Genomic DNA, 15,445 nt, shown 5'->3' on the forward strand with positions numbered 1-15,445 from the left:
CTAGTTTCAATCACTAATTAAAAATAAACGCAATTTTTTTTGTGTTTTATATTTAAAACACCCTGTATACCATTATTTACACGCTATCGATTGCGTATTTTATAGGAAGGTAAGAAGATCCATCCTTCAAGCTTCATCATGCATGTGAAATTGTGTCGAACTTAAAAACAAAAAAGCTCACGTGAACAGCGTGAGCTTTTATTTAATTACATTCTTTTCAATGGCTTGACGACACTATCAAGCCCTTCAATTTTCAGAGCAAGGCACAGTTTTAATAAGTCGCCGAGTTCACCAGACGGGAATCCCTTTTTATCGAACCACAGCAAATATTCTTCAGGTAAGTCAATCAGTGTACGACCTGCGTACTTTCCAAATGGCATCTGCATTCGAGCCAACTTAATCAGGTTCTCTTTCTCTAGCATTATTCGCTCTTTCTATGCATCATCTATGTTGTGTAGAGTATCACCTAAACGTTCAACCCAATAGTTGATCGCGTCTTTGGCATCATCCAGCAAGTCAATCATGGCTGAAAATCTTCGTAGCTGGTAAATTTAGTAGCAGTTCTAATTGGGCCGCCTGCACAACCAAACAAGAAAATGCTGGTTGCAACAAGCAAAAGGACTTTTAAAGAGTTCATAACGCACTTAGTTAAAATTAAGGAATCTAACTAAGTATGCTATACCCTATGTAAAAAGGTTGTAGAAAAAGGGGGTTAAAAATCAGAGCTAACTCTAAAATCAATCATGTTGAACAGTGTGTGCGTACTCTACAATTACCTGATTTCCTTCAATATAAGCATTTTGGATCTCACCATCAACACTCATTCTACTTTTCAGGTAGACCACTTTAGGCCCAGACTCATTGCCCTCTTTCAGCGAGGGGAATACATTCCTTGGTTCCAAATGAAGTAAACGACAAAAGTGACTAATGAAAGACATGGTTAATGGCGTCTCCCCTCTTAGCACTCTTGAGAAATCAAGCTGGTTCATGCCTAGCTTTTTTGAAAACTCCATCTGCGTAATTCGCATTCTCGATTTTTGTGACATCCACGTTTGATACAACGCGTCTCTGTCTAGTTCTGTGAATTCCATACCGGCTCCTTTATATAATTCATACCAATCAATTGTCCGGTTTTTCATACATGGCGTGTCAGGGTTCGGTTAGTGGAAACCAAAGGTTTGGTTTTGATATGCGCACAATTGTTGTACAGAGCGAAGCGAAACAACCCAAATTCATTCACTAAAACGATTAGAGCAAATGCTTTCTTTATTTATATCAATAATTTATACGTTAACGAACTAAACATATAGCAAGTTAATTTGTATCAAGAATTAAAAGTTCGAGATTGGCATTCCACATTTCAATCGATTGATTCGCATTTATAAAACTGGTTGGCTACATTTCGATTGCTCAAACGCACTTCTGGCAAACTATTTGAAAGAATAGGACGCAAAGCCACCGGTCTGTCGACAAATATTCTGTCTATGATAGCGGGGCCGCCACTTAATAGAATTTAAGTGTAAATGCATGCCGGGGTGCTCTCTTTTTTGTCGGCCAAATACAGTAAGGACAAATAATGAAACAACTCCAAAAAAAATCACTCATCGCGCTATCGCTTCTTAGCGTAAGCGGTGCAAGCTTCGGTCACGGTTATGTCTCGGCATACAACAATGGCGTAGCTGAGAGCCGTATTGCCCTATGTAAGTTCCCTGCAAGTGATACGCAAGAGAAAAACACCAACTGTGGTGGTATCCAATACGAACCACAAAGTGTAGAAGGCCCTGAAGGCTTCCCAGAAGTTGGCCCTGTTGATGGGAAAATCGCCAGTGCGCAATCTTCTTTAGCAGCAGCACTAGACGAACAAAAGGCAGACCGCTGGGTTAAACGCCCTATCAAGTCTGGTTCTCAATACTTCGAGTGGACATTCACAGCTAACCACAAGACTCGCGATTGGAAATATTACATTACTCAACCCGACTGGAATCCAAACCAGCCGTTGGCTCGCAGCTCTTTTGACTTAACGCCATTCTGTGTTGTTGAAGGCAATATGGAACAGCCACCGATGCAAGTCAGTCACTTGTGTAATGTGCCAGAGCGTGAAGGTTATCAAGTGATCCTTGCCGTATGGGATGTAGGTGACACTGCAGCAGCTTTCTACAACGTTATCGACGTGAAATTTGATGGCGACGGCCCTATCATTCCTGATTGGGATCAAGGTGGTCAAATCAACCCGACACAAGACCTGAATGTTGGTGACGCTGTTTATACGCGTGTATTCGACCAGTCTGGTGAGAACGCTTCATACAGCACTGAGCTTGTGATTGAAACTTCTGAACAAGGCAAAGCCAATAACTGGTCTTACGCGCTTGCTTCTAAGATCAACCAAGAGCAGACGCAAATCAAAGCAGGTCAATTGAATGACCAAGGCGATTTCGCACCCGTTTACGGCACGAATCCTGTTTATCTAAAAGCAGGCTCTGGCTTTAACAGTGTCGAAATCGGCTACAAGATTGATACTCCAGAACCCGAGCATGAGCTTGAAGTAACGGGCTTAGAATCAGAGTACATTATCGATGAGAGCCAACCTACTCAGCTTGATCTTACGTTAGCGGCAACAGGCGATATCCAAGCTGAGCTTACCGTGTACAACCATCACCGTGAAGCACTTGCATCTCAGAAATCGGACCTAACAGACGGACAAGTTGAAGATGTTCAACTGACTCTTTCTAAGTCTGAAGCTGGCCACCACATGCTTGTGGTTGTGACGAAAGATGACCAAGGTAACTTAGTGGATCAGAATACGCTTGATTTCCATCTAATGGATGAGCAAACACCGCCACCAGCGGGCGATTACGACTTCGTGTTCCCAGAAAGCATTGAATCTTATACTGCAGGAACAAAGGTTCTGAGCAGCGATGGTGGTGTTTATCAGTGTAAAGAGTTCCCATACTCTGGCTACTGTGTTCAATGGGCTCCAACAGCAACTCAGTACGAACCAGGTGTAGGTTCACACTGGCAAGATGCTTGGAACAAAGTGGACTAATTGTTAGCGAGTTACTTACTTTCAAGTATGTGAGCTTGTGTAATTAGCCAAACAAAAACGGATGCCCAGAGCATCCGTTTTCTTATTCAGCAACAGCAGAAATGCGGTTATCAAAGTAGATAGTGGTCTGCCAACAGAGCCACAAACAAGATCATGAGATGATAGATGGAGAACTTAAAGGTCTTCATCGCCATATTAGGCTCATCACGATATTTCAGTATCCAAGCGTGATAAACAAACCCACCGTTAAGTACCAATGAAGCGCTCAGATATATCCAGCTGCTCATGCCAACCAATACAGGCAATATACACACGATGCTAAGCAACAAGGTATACAGCAAAATAGACGTCTTAGTGTATTCGATTCCGTGGGTTACAGGCAGCATGGGGATGTTCACTTTGGCATACTCGTCACGACGATGAATTGCCAACGCCCAGAAGTGGGGAGGCGTCCAAATAAAGATGATCATCACCAACAACCAAGCGTTTGAATGCAGCTCGTTGGTGACTGCCGTCCAGCCCAATAGCGGAGGCATAGCGCCTGCGATCCCTGCTATCACGATGTTCTGTGGCGTCGCTCGCTTCAAGTACATGGTATAGATGACCGCATAGCCCAACAAGCTTGCAAAGGTTAACCAAGCCGTGAGTTGATTGACCCACACAACTAACGTAGCAAACCCAAGTAAGCCGATACCTGCTGCAAAGCTGAATACGCGCACACTGCTGAGCTCACCGGATGGTAAAGGACGTCGATTTGTTCGAGTCATCTGTCCGTCGATCTTTTTATCGATCAAATGGTTAAACGCAGCCGCTGAACCTGCCATTAACCCTATCCCAATCATTCCGAACAGAGTTTGTTGCAAAGGCAATCCATTCGGCACGGCCAAACACATCCCAACCAATGCCGTCAGTAACATCAAAGCCACCACTTTAGGCTTGGTCAGCGTTAAATAAACCTTCCAAGTAGCTTTGTTTTTTTCAGCCTTTTCGTTACCTAAAGCTATGTCATTGTTGGCTGCTATCTTATGATTTAAGGCTGCGTCTTGAGCCACCACCTCATACTGTGTTGACGTTCTACTGACCATGATTACCTCCTTGTAATACACTGTTCTTCACCAAGCTCTCACTCGGTTTGCGTTGCCACACCACAAAATTGGTTACAACCATGCTGATGAGCAACATCGCTGCGACTAGGTTATGCAAAACCGCGACTGAGATTGGCAGGTGAAACCATACATTACTGATCCCAAGGCTGATTTGAGTAAACAACACTATTGCGACAATGACGCTCAGCTTTTGGTAAGGTGCTTGGCCAAACTTCCATAACTGGTACACGACCATCAGCACCGTTAATGTCGCCACAATAGCCCCGAACCTGTGCATGACATGGATGGTGAGCCTCGCGGGATACTCCAACACGCCAAACTCATAGTTATCGTGTCCGTGTTGAGCAAAATCGAACGCATTTTTGAAATCGAGGTAGCTCATCCAGTTACCTTCACAAATAGGTAATTGGGTACACACCAAAGCGGCGTAGTTTGACGATGTCCAACCACCGAGAAGTATCTGTCCAACCACAATGAGTAACCCAAAGAACGCCCAAAATTTAAGTGTTGGAGAATAAGAAGCCTCGCCAAAACGGCTTTGGAATTGAGACAAACGACAATAAAGCAGACACAACAGTGACAGCAACGTGAAGCCGCCCATCAAATGCGCCATAACCACAACGGGCATCAACTTGAGAGTCACCGTCCACATTCCAAGCAAGGCCTGAAAGATCACAGTGGCAGAGATAAGTAATGGAAGACCAACTGGTGTGATGTTCTTTTTAATACACCAAGCTACAACAACAAAGATGAGCAGTCCTAATGTTCCTGCAAAGTAGCGATGTATCATCTCTATCCAGGCTTTATCTGCTTCAAGAGCTCGCTCAGGGAATTGCAGATTGGCTTGATTCACTGCTTGAGCATCAGAAGGAACGGTGATCTTCCCATAACACCCTGGCCAGTCAGGACAGCCAAGACCAGCATCAGACAAACGTGTATAAGCGCCGAGAACAATCACGGTAAGGGTTAACAAGATAGTTAATCTCATCACGAGCATCAGTAAATCAGGGGCTTTATTCTGCATCACTTATCTCCCTATACTTATTCCCTTTTCGCTGCTTAAGCTCAAGCATTCGCGCCATCAACTACCCAACTCGTGACAGCTTAAGTAGCTTTCTTAAATCATGAATCATGCCTTTGGATTGCCCGACTAACTGCGACGGTTCCGAAACGCTTTTGTACTCCATAACCAACTGTCCTAGCGGGTCAATAATGACAATAGAAGCCGGCGCAAACTCGGTACTTAACTGATCACCACCAGCTAACAAAGACAAATCCGGCTTATCGAGCGAACCCGTTAACGAGTTGCCCTCAGATACAAAAACAACGGCGGTCACGCGCTCTTTGTTTTTCCCTAACGCCAAGTAGCTTTGATTCAAATAATGGAGTTGTTGTTCACACAAGCTTTCGCACTCCATCGGTGCGATATAACCCACAACCCACCCCTCTCCTGCCATTGGTACCGTTACGCCGAAATCTGCTAGTGTGGTTCTTGGTTCAATCAATTCGCCCGAGTTAGTGACACCTGATGTGTACCAATTCTGGTCCAACACGGTTTTGGCTATAATCGCAGGTAAAGCGAAAATCAAAACTAATCCAATTAATACCAGACGTCCCTTAGTTCGGCGGCTTTTAAACTCGGCCATATTTGCATTGGTACTTTCCCTGCTGATTTGTACTTGAGATTTATCCATCTTTCTTCCTTATTGCAGGCGATGCCTTTAAGCCGCTATTTAAACTTCAAGTGCCTACTTCTTATTCATGTGGCTATTTTTCTCAAAATGACGGAACCCAATCAACAACATCAAAGACAGAAGTACAGCAGCCATTACAAACCATTGAAACGAGTAACCAAAGTGCTTCTCAGATTTCATCGCCGTCGGTCGCCATAACAACTCATAAGGCCAGGAATCTAAGCTCTGAGGTTGGAAGACAAAGGGCAGCACTTCTTGCCCTGTATACTGTGATAACGCTGCTATGTTTAGGTTTTGGACTCTATTCGGTGTCGTATTTTCTAAACCCAACTCATGACTTAAAGGATTAATTGAGCGTGTATACAAGCGCCCTGACATTTTGGTTGGTACAGTGATGCTTCCTAATTGCGGCAATTCTCTTCTGTCATTACTTGCCGGAACAAACCCAAGATCGATCAACAACTGTTTTTCAGCTACTAAGGACTGGTTTTCATCTTCAAAGCGAACCTCACCCAACATGTAAATCACATACCCTACCGTTCCTTGGTTTATCTGGTTGTCTAACAAGAGTATCAAGCCACTCGTATTGACTAATTCAACATCAGCCTTTAACCCGTTTAGGGTTTGAGGATTTAATGACTCTTGACCAGATAAATCCAGCTCTCGCAACTCAGAAATAACAACACCTAAAGGTTGTGACGAGAGCTGTGCTCTCTCAGCTAATTGTTGTTCATAACGTAATTTCTCGTTACCACGATCGAGTTGCCACAAACCTAACTTGATTAAAGCGCCGACTGAAACCACAGTTAAAACAACCGCAATCCAAAAACCTTTACCGCGGAACTTGTGTTCATCATCAATCAATCGGTTTGGAGTTATCACTATGGCGTCATCTACCTTTGTTCTGTTATTTAAAGTCGTCTTGGTCGCTTTGCTGTTTTTTATCGCTTTCAATTTGATGAAAGGTCTAATCCAAATCGCCTCGGGCAAACAAAATGGCAAAAGACTGAGTCACTTCTTAGGTCGTCGTGTGGTGCTGTCTGCCATCGTTGTGCTATTGCTGTTACTTGCCCTAGCCTCAGGCACCATTACTCCAAATCCAAGGCCTTATTAAGGCTTTCAAGTTGATCAACGTTTTCAAACATATTTATTCTTCCAAGCAGCGCTTAAAGCAAACCCGTTATTATTAAAGGACATAGACGAACACAAACAACCCTAACCAAACCACATCAACAAAGTGCCAATACCAACTGCCCGCTTGGAACGCAAAGTGGTCTTTCGGAGTGAAGTGGTCTTTTGCAACCCTTGCCAGCAACACAATCAAAAAGATCGTCCCTAAACAGACATGTAAGCCATGAAACCCAGTCAGCAAAAAGAAGGTATTACCGTAGATGCCTGACTGAAGTGTCAGCCCCATCTCTTGATAAGCATGAAGGTACTCTTCAACTTGGAAGAACAGGAAGAAGCCAGCCAGAACAATGGTTATCTCCAACCAGACGATCAAAGCCATACGCTTATTTTGCTCAAGACTGATATGTGCAATGTGCAGCGTCACAGAGGAAAGCAGCAGAATAATAGTGTTCTTAAGCGGGATACCTTGCCAAGGCATGGCTTGTGTCGTTACGCCATCAGGGGTAGTCGTTAGTGGCCATATTGATTGGAACATCGGCCACAATACTTCATGGGTCATTTCATTATTGCCCGCACCACCAATCCAAGGCACAGAAATCATACGAGCATAGAAAAGCGCGCCGAAGAAAGCGCCGAAGAACATGATTTCAGAGAAAATAAACCAACTCATTCCTTGTCTAAAAGAACGAGAAATCTGCTCAGAATAAACTCCACTTAATGATTCCGTGATCACATTACTAAACCAGCCTGCGAGCATGTAAAGCAGCACTGCAAACCCGACTAACAACACCGCTTTGCCAAACACACCACCTGCGGCGTCGGTCCCCATGTTTTGCACCGTCAAGCCAGCGCCAACCGCGACCAAAAACAGTGCTACAGCACCCACTAATGGCCAGTGACTTTGATGTGGAACGAAATAAACTTCCTTTTTAGAACTCATCGCTCAACTCCTTATGTTGATACTGGTTCTGTATATCCCTAATTACTTGCGAGTACGTTAGGCTCAGATTTATTGGCCGCTGCACCCACCTCATTCGTGATATTGAATAACGTGTAAGAGAGCGTAAGCGTATGTATCGATTCTGGAATATCTGGCTCAATGTAAAATATCAAACCCATTTCGACGCTCTTGTGCCCGTCCAATGGTTGCTGATTAAAGCAAAAGCATTCCATCTTGTTAAAATAGGTCGCTCCCATTCCCGGAGAAACCGATGGTACGGCTTGGCCAACCAGTGAAGCTCCAGAAAGGTTTTTGGCAATGTAGTTAGTTTGAACCACCTCGCCAGGATGAACCTCTAACACTCGAACCTCAGGCGAAAACTGCCATGGCATATCTGGCTTGATGTGGGACATGAATTCGACTCGAACCGTACGAGAGTAGTCTGGCTGCATTCCCTGAGGTTGCACCGCTGAAACAGTATTAGTTTTACCATTGATGCCTAAGGCCTCACACATCACATCGTAGAGCGGCACCAAAGCGAAACCGAAGCCAAACATCGCAACCACGCTCAACACCAAGTAGCCCGTCAGCTTTTTGGTCGATCGCTTATTAGACAGGCGCTTAGGTTGTTTTTTATCTTGATTGGGATCGCTTTGCTTATCACTCATGGTTCTGCCCTCTAATCCACTTTCGGCGGATGAGTAAAGGTGTGGTGAGGCGCAGGGCTTGGTACTGTCCATTCAAGACCTTCTGCTCTATCCCAAGGCTTACTTGGCGCAGGCTCTCCCCCTCTTACGCACTTAATCGCTAGCCATAAGAAAATTAGCTGAGACAACCCAAACGCAAAACCACCAATCGACACGACTTGGTTAACGTCAGCAAACTGAATCGCATAATCAGGAATACGACGCGGCATACCCGCTAACCCTAAAAAGTGCATCGGGAAGAACAGTACATTGACTGAAATCACCGACGTCCAGAAATGCCACAGGCTGAGCTTGTGGTCGTACATATGTCCGGTCCACTTAGGCAGCCAATAATAGGCAGCAGCCATAATCGAGAACACGGCACCGGTTACCAGAACATAATGGAAGTGAGCCACAACAAAATAAGTATCGTGGTATTGGAAATCAGCTGGCACGATAGCGAGCATCAATCCAGATAACCCGCCAATCGTAAACAAAACAATGAAGGCAATCGCAAACAGCATTGGTGTTTCAAAGGTCAAAGCACCCCGCCACATGGTCGCCACCCAGTTGAAGACTTTCACACCGGTCGGCACCGCTATCAACATGGTGCAATACATGAAGAACAGTTCGGCAAATACTGGCATACCCGTGGTGAACATGTGGTGTGCCCAAACCAAGAATGACAACAGTGCGATACTACAGGTCGCATAAACCATCGAGTGATAACCAAACAGGCGCTTACCACTGAATGCAGGGATGATGGCTGAGACAATACCAAAAGATGGCAAGATCATGATGTACACTTCGGGGTGCCCAAAGAACCAGAATATGTGCTGGAACATCACTGGGTCCCCACCACCAGCGGCATCAAAGAAGCTAGTCCCAAAATACTTGTCAGTCAGTACCATAGTCACAGCCCCCGCGAGAACGGGCATCACGGCTATCAGCAAGAAAGCGGTAATTAACCATGTCCATACGAACATCGGTAGCTTGAACCAAGTCATACCCGGCGCTCTCATGTTCACTATGGTTACGATCACGTTAATCGCCCCCATGATCGAACTGATCCCCATAATATGAACTGAGAATACGAATAGCGCGGTACTGTCTGGGCCATAAGTTGTCGAGAGTGGCGCGTAGAAGGTCCAACCAAAGCTCGGGCCGCCCCCTGCTGTAAACAAAGATCCGATTAAGATTAGAAACGCAAAAGGCAAGATCCAGAAACTGAGGTTGTTCATTCTAGGCAGCGCCATATCTGGTGCACCGATCATCATCGGAATCATCCAGTTAGCCAAACCCGTAAATGCAGGCATCACGGCACCGAATACCATGATTAAACCATGGACTGTCGTCATCTGATTGAAGAAATCTGGCTCAACAAGTTGTAAACCCGGTTGGAACAGCTCCGCACGGATCACCATCGCCATGGCGCCGCCCGTTAAGAACATTGCAAAGCTGAACCACAAATAAAGTGTACCAATATCTTTATGATTGGTTGAATACAACCAACGAGCCCAACCTTTAGGTGCCGCATGTGAGTCGTGATCATCAACAGGCAAATCATTATTGCCCAGGGTGTCTTCCGCAGAATGGCTCAGTACTTGGTCTTCTGCTGGAGCCGATTTCACCGGCTTATTGATTGGTGAACTCATAACTGATCCTTAGCATCATTTTGTGCATCATCCGTTGAGCTTTCAGAACTGCCTTCTTGCTTGGCTTTATAAGCGTTCACATCTGAAGCCTGAACAATATCGCCGGTGTCATTACCCCAAGCGTTTCGTTGATAAGTCACTACCGCTGCGATCTCTTTCTCAGTTAACTGATTATCGAACGCTTGCATCGCCGTACCGCCACGACCATAAACAATGGTGTCGATATGAACATCCACATCACCAAGGGCAATAGGACTTCCTTTGATGGCAGGGAATGCTCCAGGGATACCTTCGCCATTCACTTGGTGACAAACTGCACAACGAGTTTTATATACCTCTTCGCCAATGGTATTGAGCTCTTCCAAAGAAAGTGACGCATCTAATGCATCTTTCGCGGCTTGTTGTGCGGTTATCGCCAATTCTTTCTGGTCCGCTAACCATGCATCAAACTCGTTTTCCTCCATAGCCTGTACCACTATCGGCATGAAGCCATGAGCACGACCACATAACTCAGCACACTGGCCTCGATAAACACCGGGCTCATCTATCTTTGTCCAAGCTTCATTGATAAAGCCCGGAATGGTATCTTTCTTAACGGCAAATGCTGGGACCCACCATGAGTGAATCACATCGTCAGAAGTCATCAAGAAACGGACTTTACGATTGATAGGCAGTACCAGTGGCTTATCAACTTCTAGCAGGTAATGCGCGTCTTTCACTTCGAGGCCTTCAATCTCTTTGTCACTGGTCGCTAAAAGGCTGAAAAATTCGACGTCTTCACCAAAATAGCTGTAATGCCATTTCCATTGTGATCCAGTGATTTTAACGGTCAGATCTGATTGGGAGGTATCTTCCATCGCTATCAAAGTCTTGGTGGCGGGTATGGCCATAGCGATGAGGATGATAATAGGGATGATGGTCCAAAGAATTTCGACTTTCGTGCTTTCGTGAAAATGTGCAGCAACTGCGCCCTTCGATTTCCTGTGCCTCAAAATCGAATAAAACATCACACCAAAAACCACAAAGGCAATCGCACAGCAGATGTAGAAGATCAGCATATGAAGTTCATACACCTTACCACTGATCTCAGTGACGCCTTGAGTCATGTTGTAATGACTGCTTGCGTGCACTAAAGGCGATACTAAAAGCACAACAAAACTCTTCAAAAGCCACGCTAGCCTAACCAGTAATCTTTTCAAAAGAGCTCTCCTTATCCTTCCTAATTGGATACTTGCGACCTAAATGTCGTTGCGAGCTGGACAACATTCATTGTTATTCCGGCTACGCTTAAAAAGGCTGAATCTCAATCTACAACTCACATGGAAATGGCCTGTAAGCGGACTGCTGACCTCATATCACCTAAGAACTAATACGGTTCAAAAGCGTTGGAGGTTTCCATGAAAGATTCAAAAACGGCGAATTTGTTAAATTTTGTTATATTTATGTAAAAGGCTAGTTAGTGATATCCAATTGTTCAAGGTAAGTTTACTTACTAAACAGTCAATTATTTGAAGTGGCTTAATCTACGTGCCCTCTTGCCGTTGGAATTTATTTTATATCGAGTTTTACGATTGCTTTCATGGAAATGATAATCAATATCACTTAAATTAAATCAACAGTAAGTCATACAGACATTAAAAGGTTTAGTGATTATGCAAGATGCAATGAATTGGTTAGCGAGAGACCCAGACCCAAGAACTCGTGAAGAACTTCAACACCTCATCGATGAGGGAATGCACGACGAACTTGAAGACCGCTTTACCCAACGATTAGAGTTCGGAACAGCAGGGCTTAGAGGAAAAGTTGGATGCGGCCCAAATCGAATGAACCGTTTAGTCATACAGGAAACAGCAACCGGGCTCGGCCACTACTTAATCGAACATGTCGCCAATGCGACCATCCGCGGTGTGGTCGTCGGTTATGACGGCCGTTTAGATTCCAAGCAGTTCGCGATTGATACCGCTTCCGTGCTCACGGCTTTAGGCATTAAGGTTTACCTAACCTCGAATGTCGCAGCGACCCCTATCGTTGCCTTTGGTATTGAACACTTCAACGCCGCCGCTGCCGTTGTGGTGACGGCCAGCCACAACCCACCGGAATACAATGGTTTCAAAGTGTACTGGGAGAATGGCGCTCAAATCATTCCTCCTCACGATGCAGGCATTGCCGCTGAAATCGATATCGCATCAACCAAGCCGCTCCCTTTAATGAGCCTAAGTGACGCTGAAACGCAAGGAAAGTTGGTGTGGTTAACTGAAGGCTATTATCAAACCTACCGCGCTGCGATCAATCAGAGCCCATACGTGAGTAAAGAGATCGAATCGGCGAACACCACTATTACCTATACCGCAATGCATGGTGTCGGCGCACAAATGGCTGAGGATCTACTTCATGATTCTGGTTTCCATAAGGTATTCAGCGTCGCCGAGCAAAGAGAGCCCGATGGTCATTTCCCGACGGTCAACTTCCCGAACCCGGAAGAAAAAGGCGCGATGGATTTGGTGGTTAACTTAGCAAAAAGTGTCGATGCCGACATTGCTTGTGCCAACGATCCAGATGCAGACCGATTTGCGGTTGCAGTGAGAACAGATGATGGCTCATACAAAATGCTAACAGGTGACCAAGTTGGTGTGCTATTCGCGCATTACTTGTTATCAAAACCTCATACCAAAAACCAGTTAGTTGGTAACAGCATCGTCTCATCCACCCTACTAGAAAAAGTGGCTCAATCTCATGGAGCGACTTATTTCCAAACGCTGACAGGTTTTAAATGGTTAGCGAATATTGGCATGCAATTAGAAGATGAGCAGAACGAGTTCTTGTTCGCCTATGAAGAAGCGTTAGGCTACACAATTGGTACTCAGGTACGAGACAAAGATGGGCTATCGGCTATTGTCGTGTTTGCTCAATTGGTTGAGGAGTTAAAATCTCAAGGCCGAACGGTTTGGGATCTCCTCGCTCAGATTTCATTTGAACATGGGGTTCACACCAACGCTCAACGAAGTATTGCACTAGACCCAGATTCACCATCGATTGGTTCTAAGCTCCGCTCGGCACAGCCTAAAGCAATCAACGGTGTCGTTATCTCTGTGATTGAAGATCTGCAGTCTTCTTTACGCTTCGTCATTGGAGGCAATACGGAAGCCATTAACCTGCCTGCAAGTGACGTACTCATCTATCACCTCGAGGATGGATCTCGCATTATCGTAAGACCTTCAGGCACAGAGCCAAAAGTGAAAGTCTATTATGAGACGGTGACAAAGTTTGAAGGGACAGAAACCTATGACGACACTCGCCTACGCGGTGAGCAGTACATAGAGAAGCTGATTGAACAGCATCAACAAGAGTTAAATTCATAGCAGTTAGCGCGTTCAACATGTAACGGTTAAATATAAAAAATGGACGCTCGAAGCGTCCATTTTTGTCTCAGTGGCAAACCACGAGAAGATGTCTGATTTGATTCGTCTACGAAGTAAAGAAAGACGACAACATCCAGATGGCTAACACGATGAAAACTCCGCCCATCACTTTCTGTTGATAGGTACGAAACTTCGCGTTTTCTACGAGAGATTTACCAATCGTACCCACTAACGCCACCAGCAAAAAGTTAAACGTTAAGCCGAGAACATTCAGTAATAAACCCAGAACGAGCATCTGCTGACCGGAAGTCGCTTCAATATTCGTCGACACAAACTGTGGTAAGAACATCACAAAGAAAACCAAGGCTTTTGGATTAAGCAGGTTACTGATTAGCGCTCTTTGATAGTAGGCTTTTGCTGCAAAGTTATCGCTTAACTCAGGCGCGTTACCCTGTTCTGTTCGAAGGCAATCCCACCCCATTTTCAATAAGTAGGTTCCGCCTAAGAGGTGAAGGGCTTTTAGAGCGACGGGGCTCATTGCGATCAATGCTGAAACACCCATCGCTGCCAATACTGTCAGGATGATTCCGGAAGTTGCATTACCTAAACTTGCGAACACACCAACCTTGCGGCCATAGCTCATACTTGAGCTCGCGATGAGTAACATATCAGGGCCAGGTAAAAGAAGAAGTGCAACAACGGCTGTCAGGTAAACAGGTAAGATGGCTAAGTCGATCATGGGTTTCAGTATTGATAAAAACGGAGGCGGATTTTATATCAATTACCAACACCCTTCCAGATGTAATTAGTTGTAAGGTGGCAAATTGTACGAATTAAAAACTAACTTTAACCAATCAAACCAATTTATTAATTAAACATAGAGTATTAATTAACTCGCTACCCACTCAATCTCAATCAATGTCGTTTCACCACACTTTAGACGGCCAAGGAAGATATCACCTCGATGCACCTCACCAACACCTTTAGGTGTGCCTGTCATTACAACATCACCATCAAGCAAAGTCGTGTAAGAAGATAACTCTTCGAGGATAGTTTGTGGAGAGTAAAGCATCTGCTCTACGTGCCCTTTTTGAACGCGAACACAGTTAATAAATAGCTCTAGATTTAAGTCAGAGAGATCTAAGTTATCAATGGGTACAAAACGGCTCAAGACAGCGGAACCATCAAACGCCTTGGCGCGCTCCCAAGGTAGGCCTTTCGCTTTTAAGCTACTTTGTAATTCACGTTTGGTGAGATCTAGTCCTAAACCCACAGCGGAGTACTGACCATTTTCAACAATCAAACAGATTTCTGCTTCGTAGTGCAGCGCTTCTTGATGAAAAGAAGACAGAGATGACGTAACACTGGTGCTCGGTTTATTGAAAACCACCATAGAGTCTGGAATTGCGTTATTGAGTTCTTCGATGTGATCGACATAGTTACGCCCAACACACAGCACCTTGGTTGGAGTTGCTGCTCGTTTCGAATTCATCAGCTGTTCCTGATCGACAACACTGCTCATAGTTTATCCCTGAACTATTTTTGGAGTGGAGAGTTTAACTCATCATAAAATGAGAGTCTTCGACAAGATGGTTACCAATATCTAAATTCTGATCTTTAGCTCAATTAAATGATTTAAATACTTTTATCCGAAGATCGCGACATATAAGAACTGATGACAAGAGCCATAACTTCGTAGATCATCGCTGCGTAGATCATAACTACGTAGACAAAATGAATAGCAGGGGAACATGAAGGAAAAGCTAAAACCGTACGTATAGAACGAAAGAAGCCCTCTCAAACCAAAAGGCTCGAGAGGGCTTAGCATGGT

15 protein-coding genes, 1 pseudogene and 1 riboswitch are annotated in these 15,445 nt (G+C 44.7%); of the genes and pseudogenes, 3 read left to right on the forward strand and 13 right to left on the reverse strand.

What is annotated here, in order from left to right:
* Positions 1-206 precede the first annotated feature (206 nt).
* The 3 genes and pseudogenes from OCV19_RS20600 to OCV19_RS20610 form a co-directional block, all read right to left on the reverse strand.
* Entirely contained in the window at positions 207-422 is a 216-nt protein-coding gene (locus OCV19_RS20600) for a DUF3820 family protein (RefSeq protein ID WP_004730103.1), read from the reverse strand.
* 104 nt (positions 423-526) lie between these two features.
* Positions 527-637: pseudogene (locus OCV19_RS20605) on the reverse strand (DUF3313 domain-containing protein); the annotation flags it as partial.
* 100 nt (positions 638-737) lie between these two features.
* A complete protein-coding gene (locus OCV19_RS20610; protein WP_017061749.1) occupies positions 738-1,091 on the reverse strand; it encodes a hypothetical protein in 354 nt (117 codons plus the stop codon).
* A gap of 323 nt (positions 1,092-1,414) precedes the next feature.
* Positions 1,415-1,504, forward strand: a riboswitch (cyclic di-GMP riboswitch).
* 72 nt (positions 1,505-1,576) lie between these two features.
* On the opposite strand from OCV19_RS20610, the gene gbpA reads away from it, so the two are divergent.
* Positions 1,577-3,043, forward strand: coding sequence for an N-acetylglucosamine-binding protein GbpA (gene gbpA, locus OCV19_RS20615; RefSeq protein ID WP_065675868.1), 1,467 nt, complete (start codon positions 1,577-1,579; stop codon positions 3,041-3,043).
* 110 nt (positions 3,044-3,153) lie between these two features.
* Here gbpA and cyoE read toward each other — a convergent pair whose 3' ends face one another.
* The 4 genes from cyoE to OCV19_RS20635 form a co-directional block, all read right to left on the reverse strand.
* On the reverse strand, positions 3,154-4,128 hold the full coding sequence (cyoE, locus tag OCV19_RS20620) for a heme o synthase (protein WP_065675867.1): 975 nt from the start codon (positions 4,126-4,128) through the stop codon (positions 3,154-3,156).
* Positions 4,118-5,173: a COX15/CtaA family protein gene (locus OCV19_RS20625; RefSeq protein WP_065675866.1), complete on the reverse strand. Its 1,056-nt coding sequence runs from the start codon at positions 5,171-5,173 to the stop codon at positions 4,118-4,120. The genes cyoE and OCV19_RS20625 overlap by 11 nt, the downstream gene beginning before the upstream one ends.
* A gap of 61 nt (positions 5,174-5,234) precedes the next feature.
* Positions 5,235-5,843 carry a hypothetical protein gene (locus tag OCV19_RS20630; RefSeq protein WP_065675865.1) on the reverse strand — a complete coding sequence of 203 codons (609 nt, stop codon included), beginning with the start codon at positions 5,841-5,843 and terminating at the stop codon, positions 5,235-5,237.
* A gap of 54 nt (positions 5,844-5,897) precedes the next feature.
* On the reverse strand, positions 5,898-6,833 hold the full coding sequence (locus OCV19_RS20635) for an SURF1 family protein (RefSeq protein WP_083994279.1): 936 nt from the start codon (positions 6,831-6,833) through the stop codon (positions 5,898-5,900).
* On the opposite strand from OCV19_RS20635, the gene OCV19_RS20640 reads away from it, so the two are divergent.
* Positions 6,727-6,957 carry a DUF2909 family protein gene (locus OCV19_RS20640; RefSeq protein ID WP_065675863.1) on the forward strand — a complete coding sequence of 77 codons (231 nt, stop codon included), beginning with the start codon at positions 6,727-6,729 and terminating at the stop codon, positions 6,955-6,957. The two genes, OCV19_RS20635 and OCV19_RS20640, sit on opposite strands and share 107 nt — an antisense overlap.
* A gap of 72 nt (positions 6,958-7,029) precedes the next feature.
* Here the strand turns inward: OCV19_RS20640 and OCV19_RS20645 are convergent, their stop codons facing one another.
* Genes OCV19_RS20645 through coxB form a run of 4 tightly spaced genes read right to left on the reverse strand, consistent with a single transcriptional unit; the run spans position 7,030 to position 11,454 of the window.
* Positions 7,030-7,914 (reverse strand): cytochrome c oxidase subunit 3, encoded by an 885-nt coding sequence (locus OCV19_RS20645; protein ID WP_065675862.1) that lies wholly within the window; start codon positions 7,912-7,914, stop codon positions 7,030-7,032.
* Positions 7,915-7,952: 38 nt separating this feature from the next.
* Positions 7,953-8,582, reverse strand: a complete 630-nt coding sequence (locus OCV19_RS20650; RefSeq protein ID WP_065675861.1) for a cytochrome c oxidase assembly protein — start codon at positions 8,580-8,582, stop codon at positions 7,953-7,955.
* An 11-nt stretch (positions 8,583-8,593) separates the two neighbouring features.
* The gene (gene ctaD / locus OCV19_RS20655) at positions 8,594-10,255 is read right to left on the reverse strand and encodes a cytochrome c oxidase subunit I (RefSeq protein ID WP_065675860.1); all 1,662 of its coding nucleotides are present in this window, start codon (positions 10,253-10,255) and stop codon (positions 8,594-8,596) included.
* Positions 10,252-11,454 (reverse strand): cytochrome c oxidase subunit II, encoded by a 1,203-nt coding sequence (gene coxB, locus OCV19_RS20660; RefSeq protein ID WP_065675859.1) that lies wholly within the window; start codon positions 11,452-11,454, stop codon positions 10,252-10,254. The genes ctaD and coxB overlap by 4 nt, the downstream gene beginning before the upstream one ends.
* A 453-nt stretch (positions 11,455-11,907) precedes the next feature.
* On the opposite strand from coxB, the gene OCV19_RS20665 reads away from it, so the two are divergent.
* Complete coding sequence (locus OCV19_RS20665; protein ID WP_065675858.1) at positions 11,908-13,614, forward strand: phospho-sugar mutase; 1,707 nt, start codon at positions 11,908-11,910, stop codon at positions 13,612-13,614.
* A 106-nt stretch (positions 13,615-13,720) separates the two neighbouring features.
* Here OCV19_RS20665 and OCV19_RS20670 read toward each other — a convergent pair whose 3' ends face one another.
* Together OCV19_RS20670 and OCV19_RS20675 are read right to left on the reverse strand one after the other, a co-directional pair.
* On the reverse strand, positions 13,721-14,353 hold the full coding sequence (locus tag OCV19_RS20670; protein WP_059018985.1) for a LysE family translocator: 633 nt from the start codon (positions 14,351-14,353) through the stop codon (positions 13,721-13,723).
* A 150-nt stretch (positions 14,354-14,503) separates the two neighbouring features.
* Complete coding sequence (locus OCV19_RS20675; protein ID WP_065675857.1) at positions 14,504-15,136, reverse strand: fumarylacetoacetate hydrolase family protein; 633 nt, start codon at positions 15,134-15,136, stop codon at positions 14,504-14,506.
* Positions 15,137-15,445 lie beyond the last annotated feature (309 nt).

Origin of the sequence: Vibrio celticus, assembly GCF_024347335.1 — a bacterium.
Classification (GTDB): domain Bacteria; phylum Pseudomonadota; class Gammaproteobacteria; order Enterobacterales; family Vibrionaceae; genus Vibrio; species Vibrio celticus.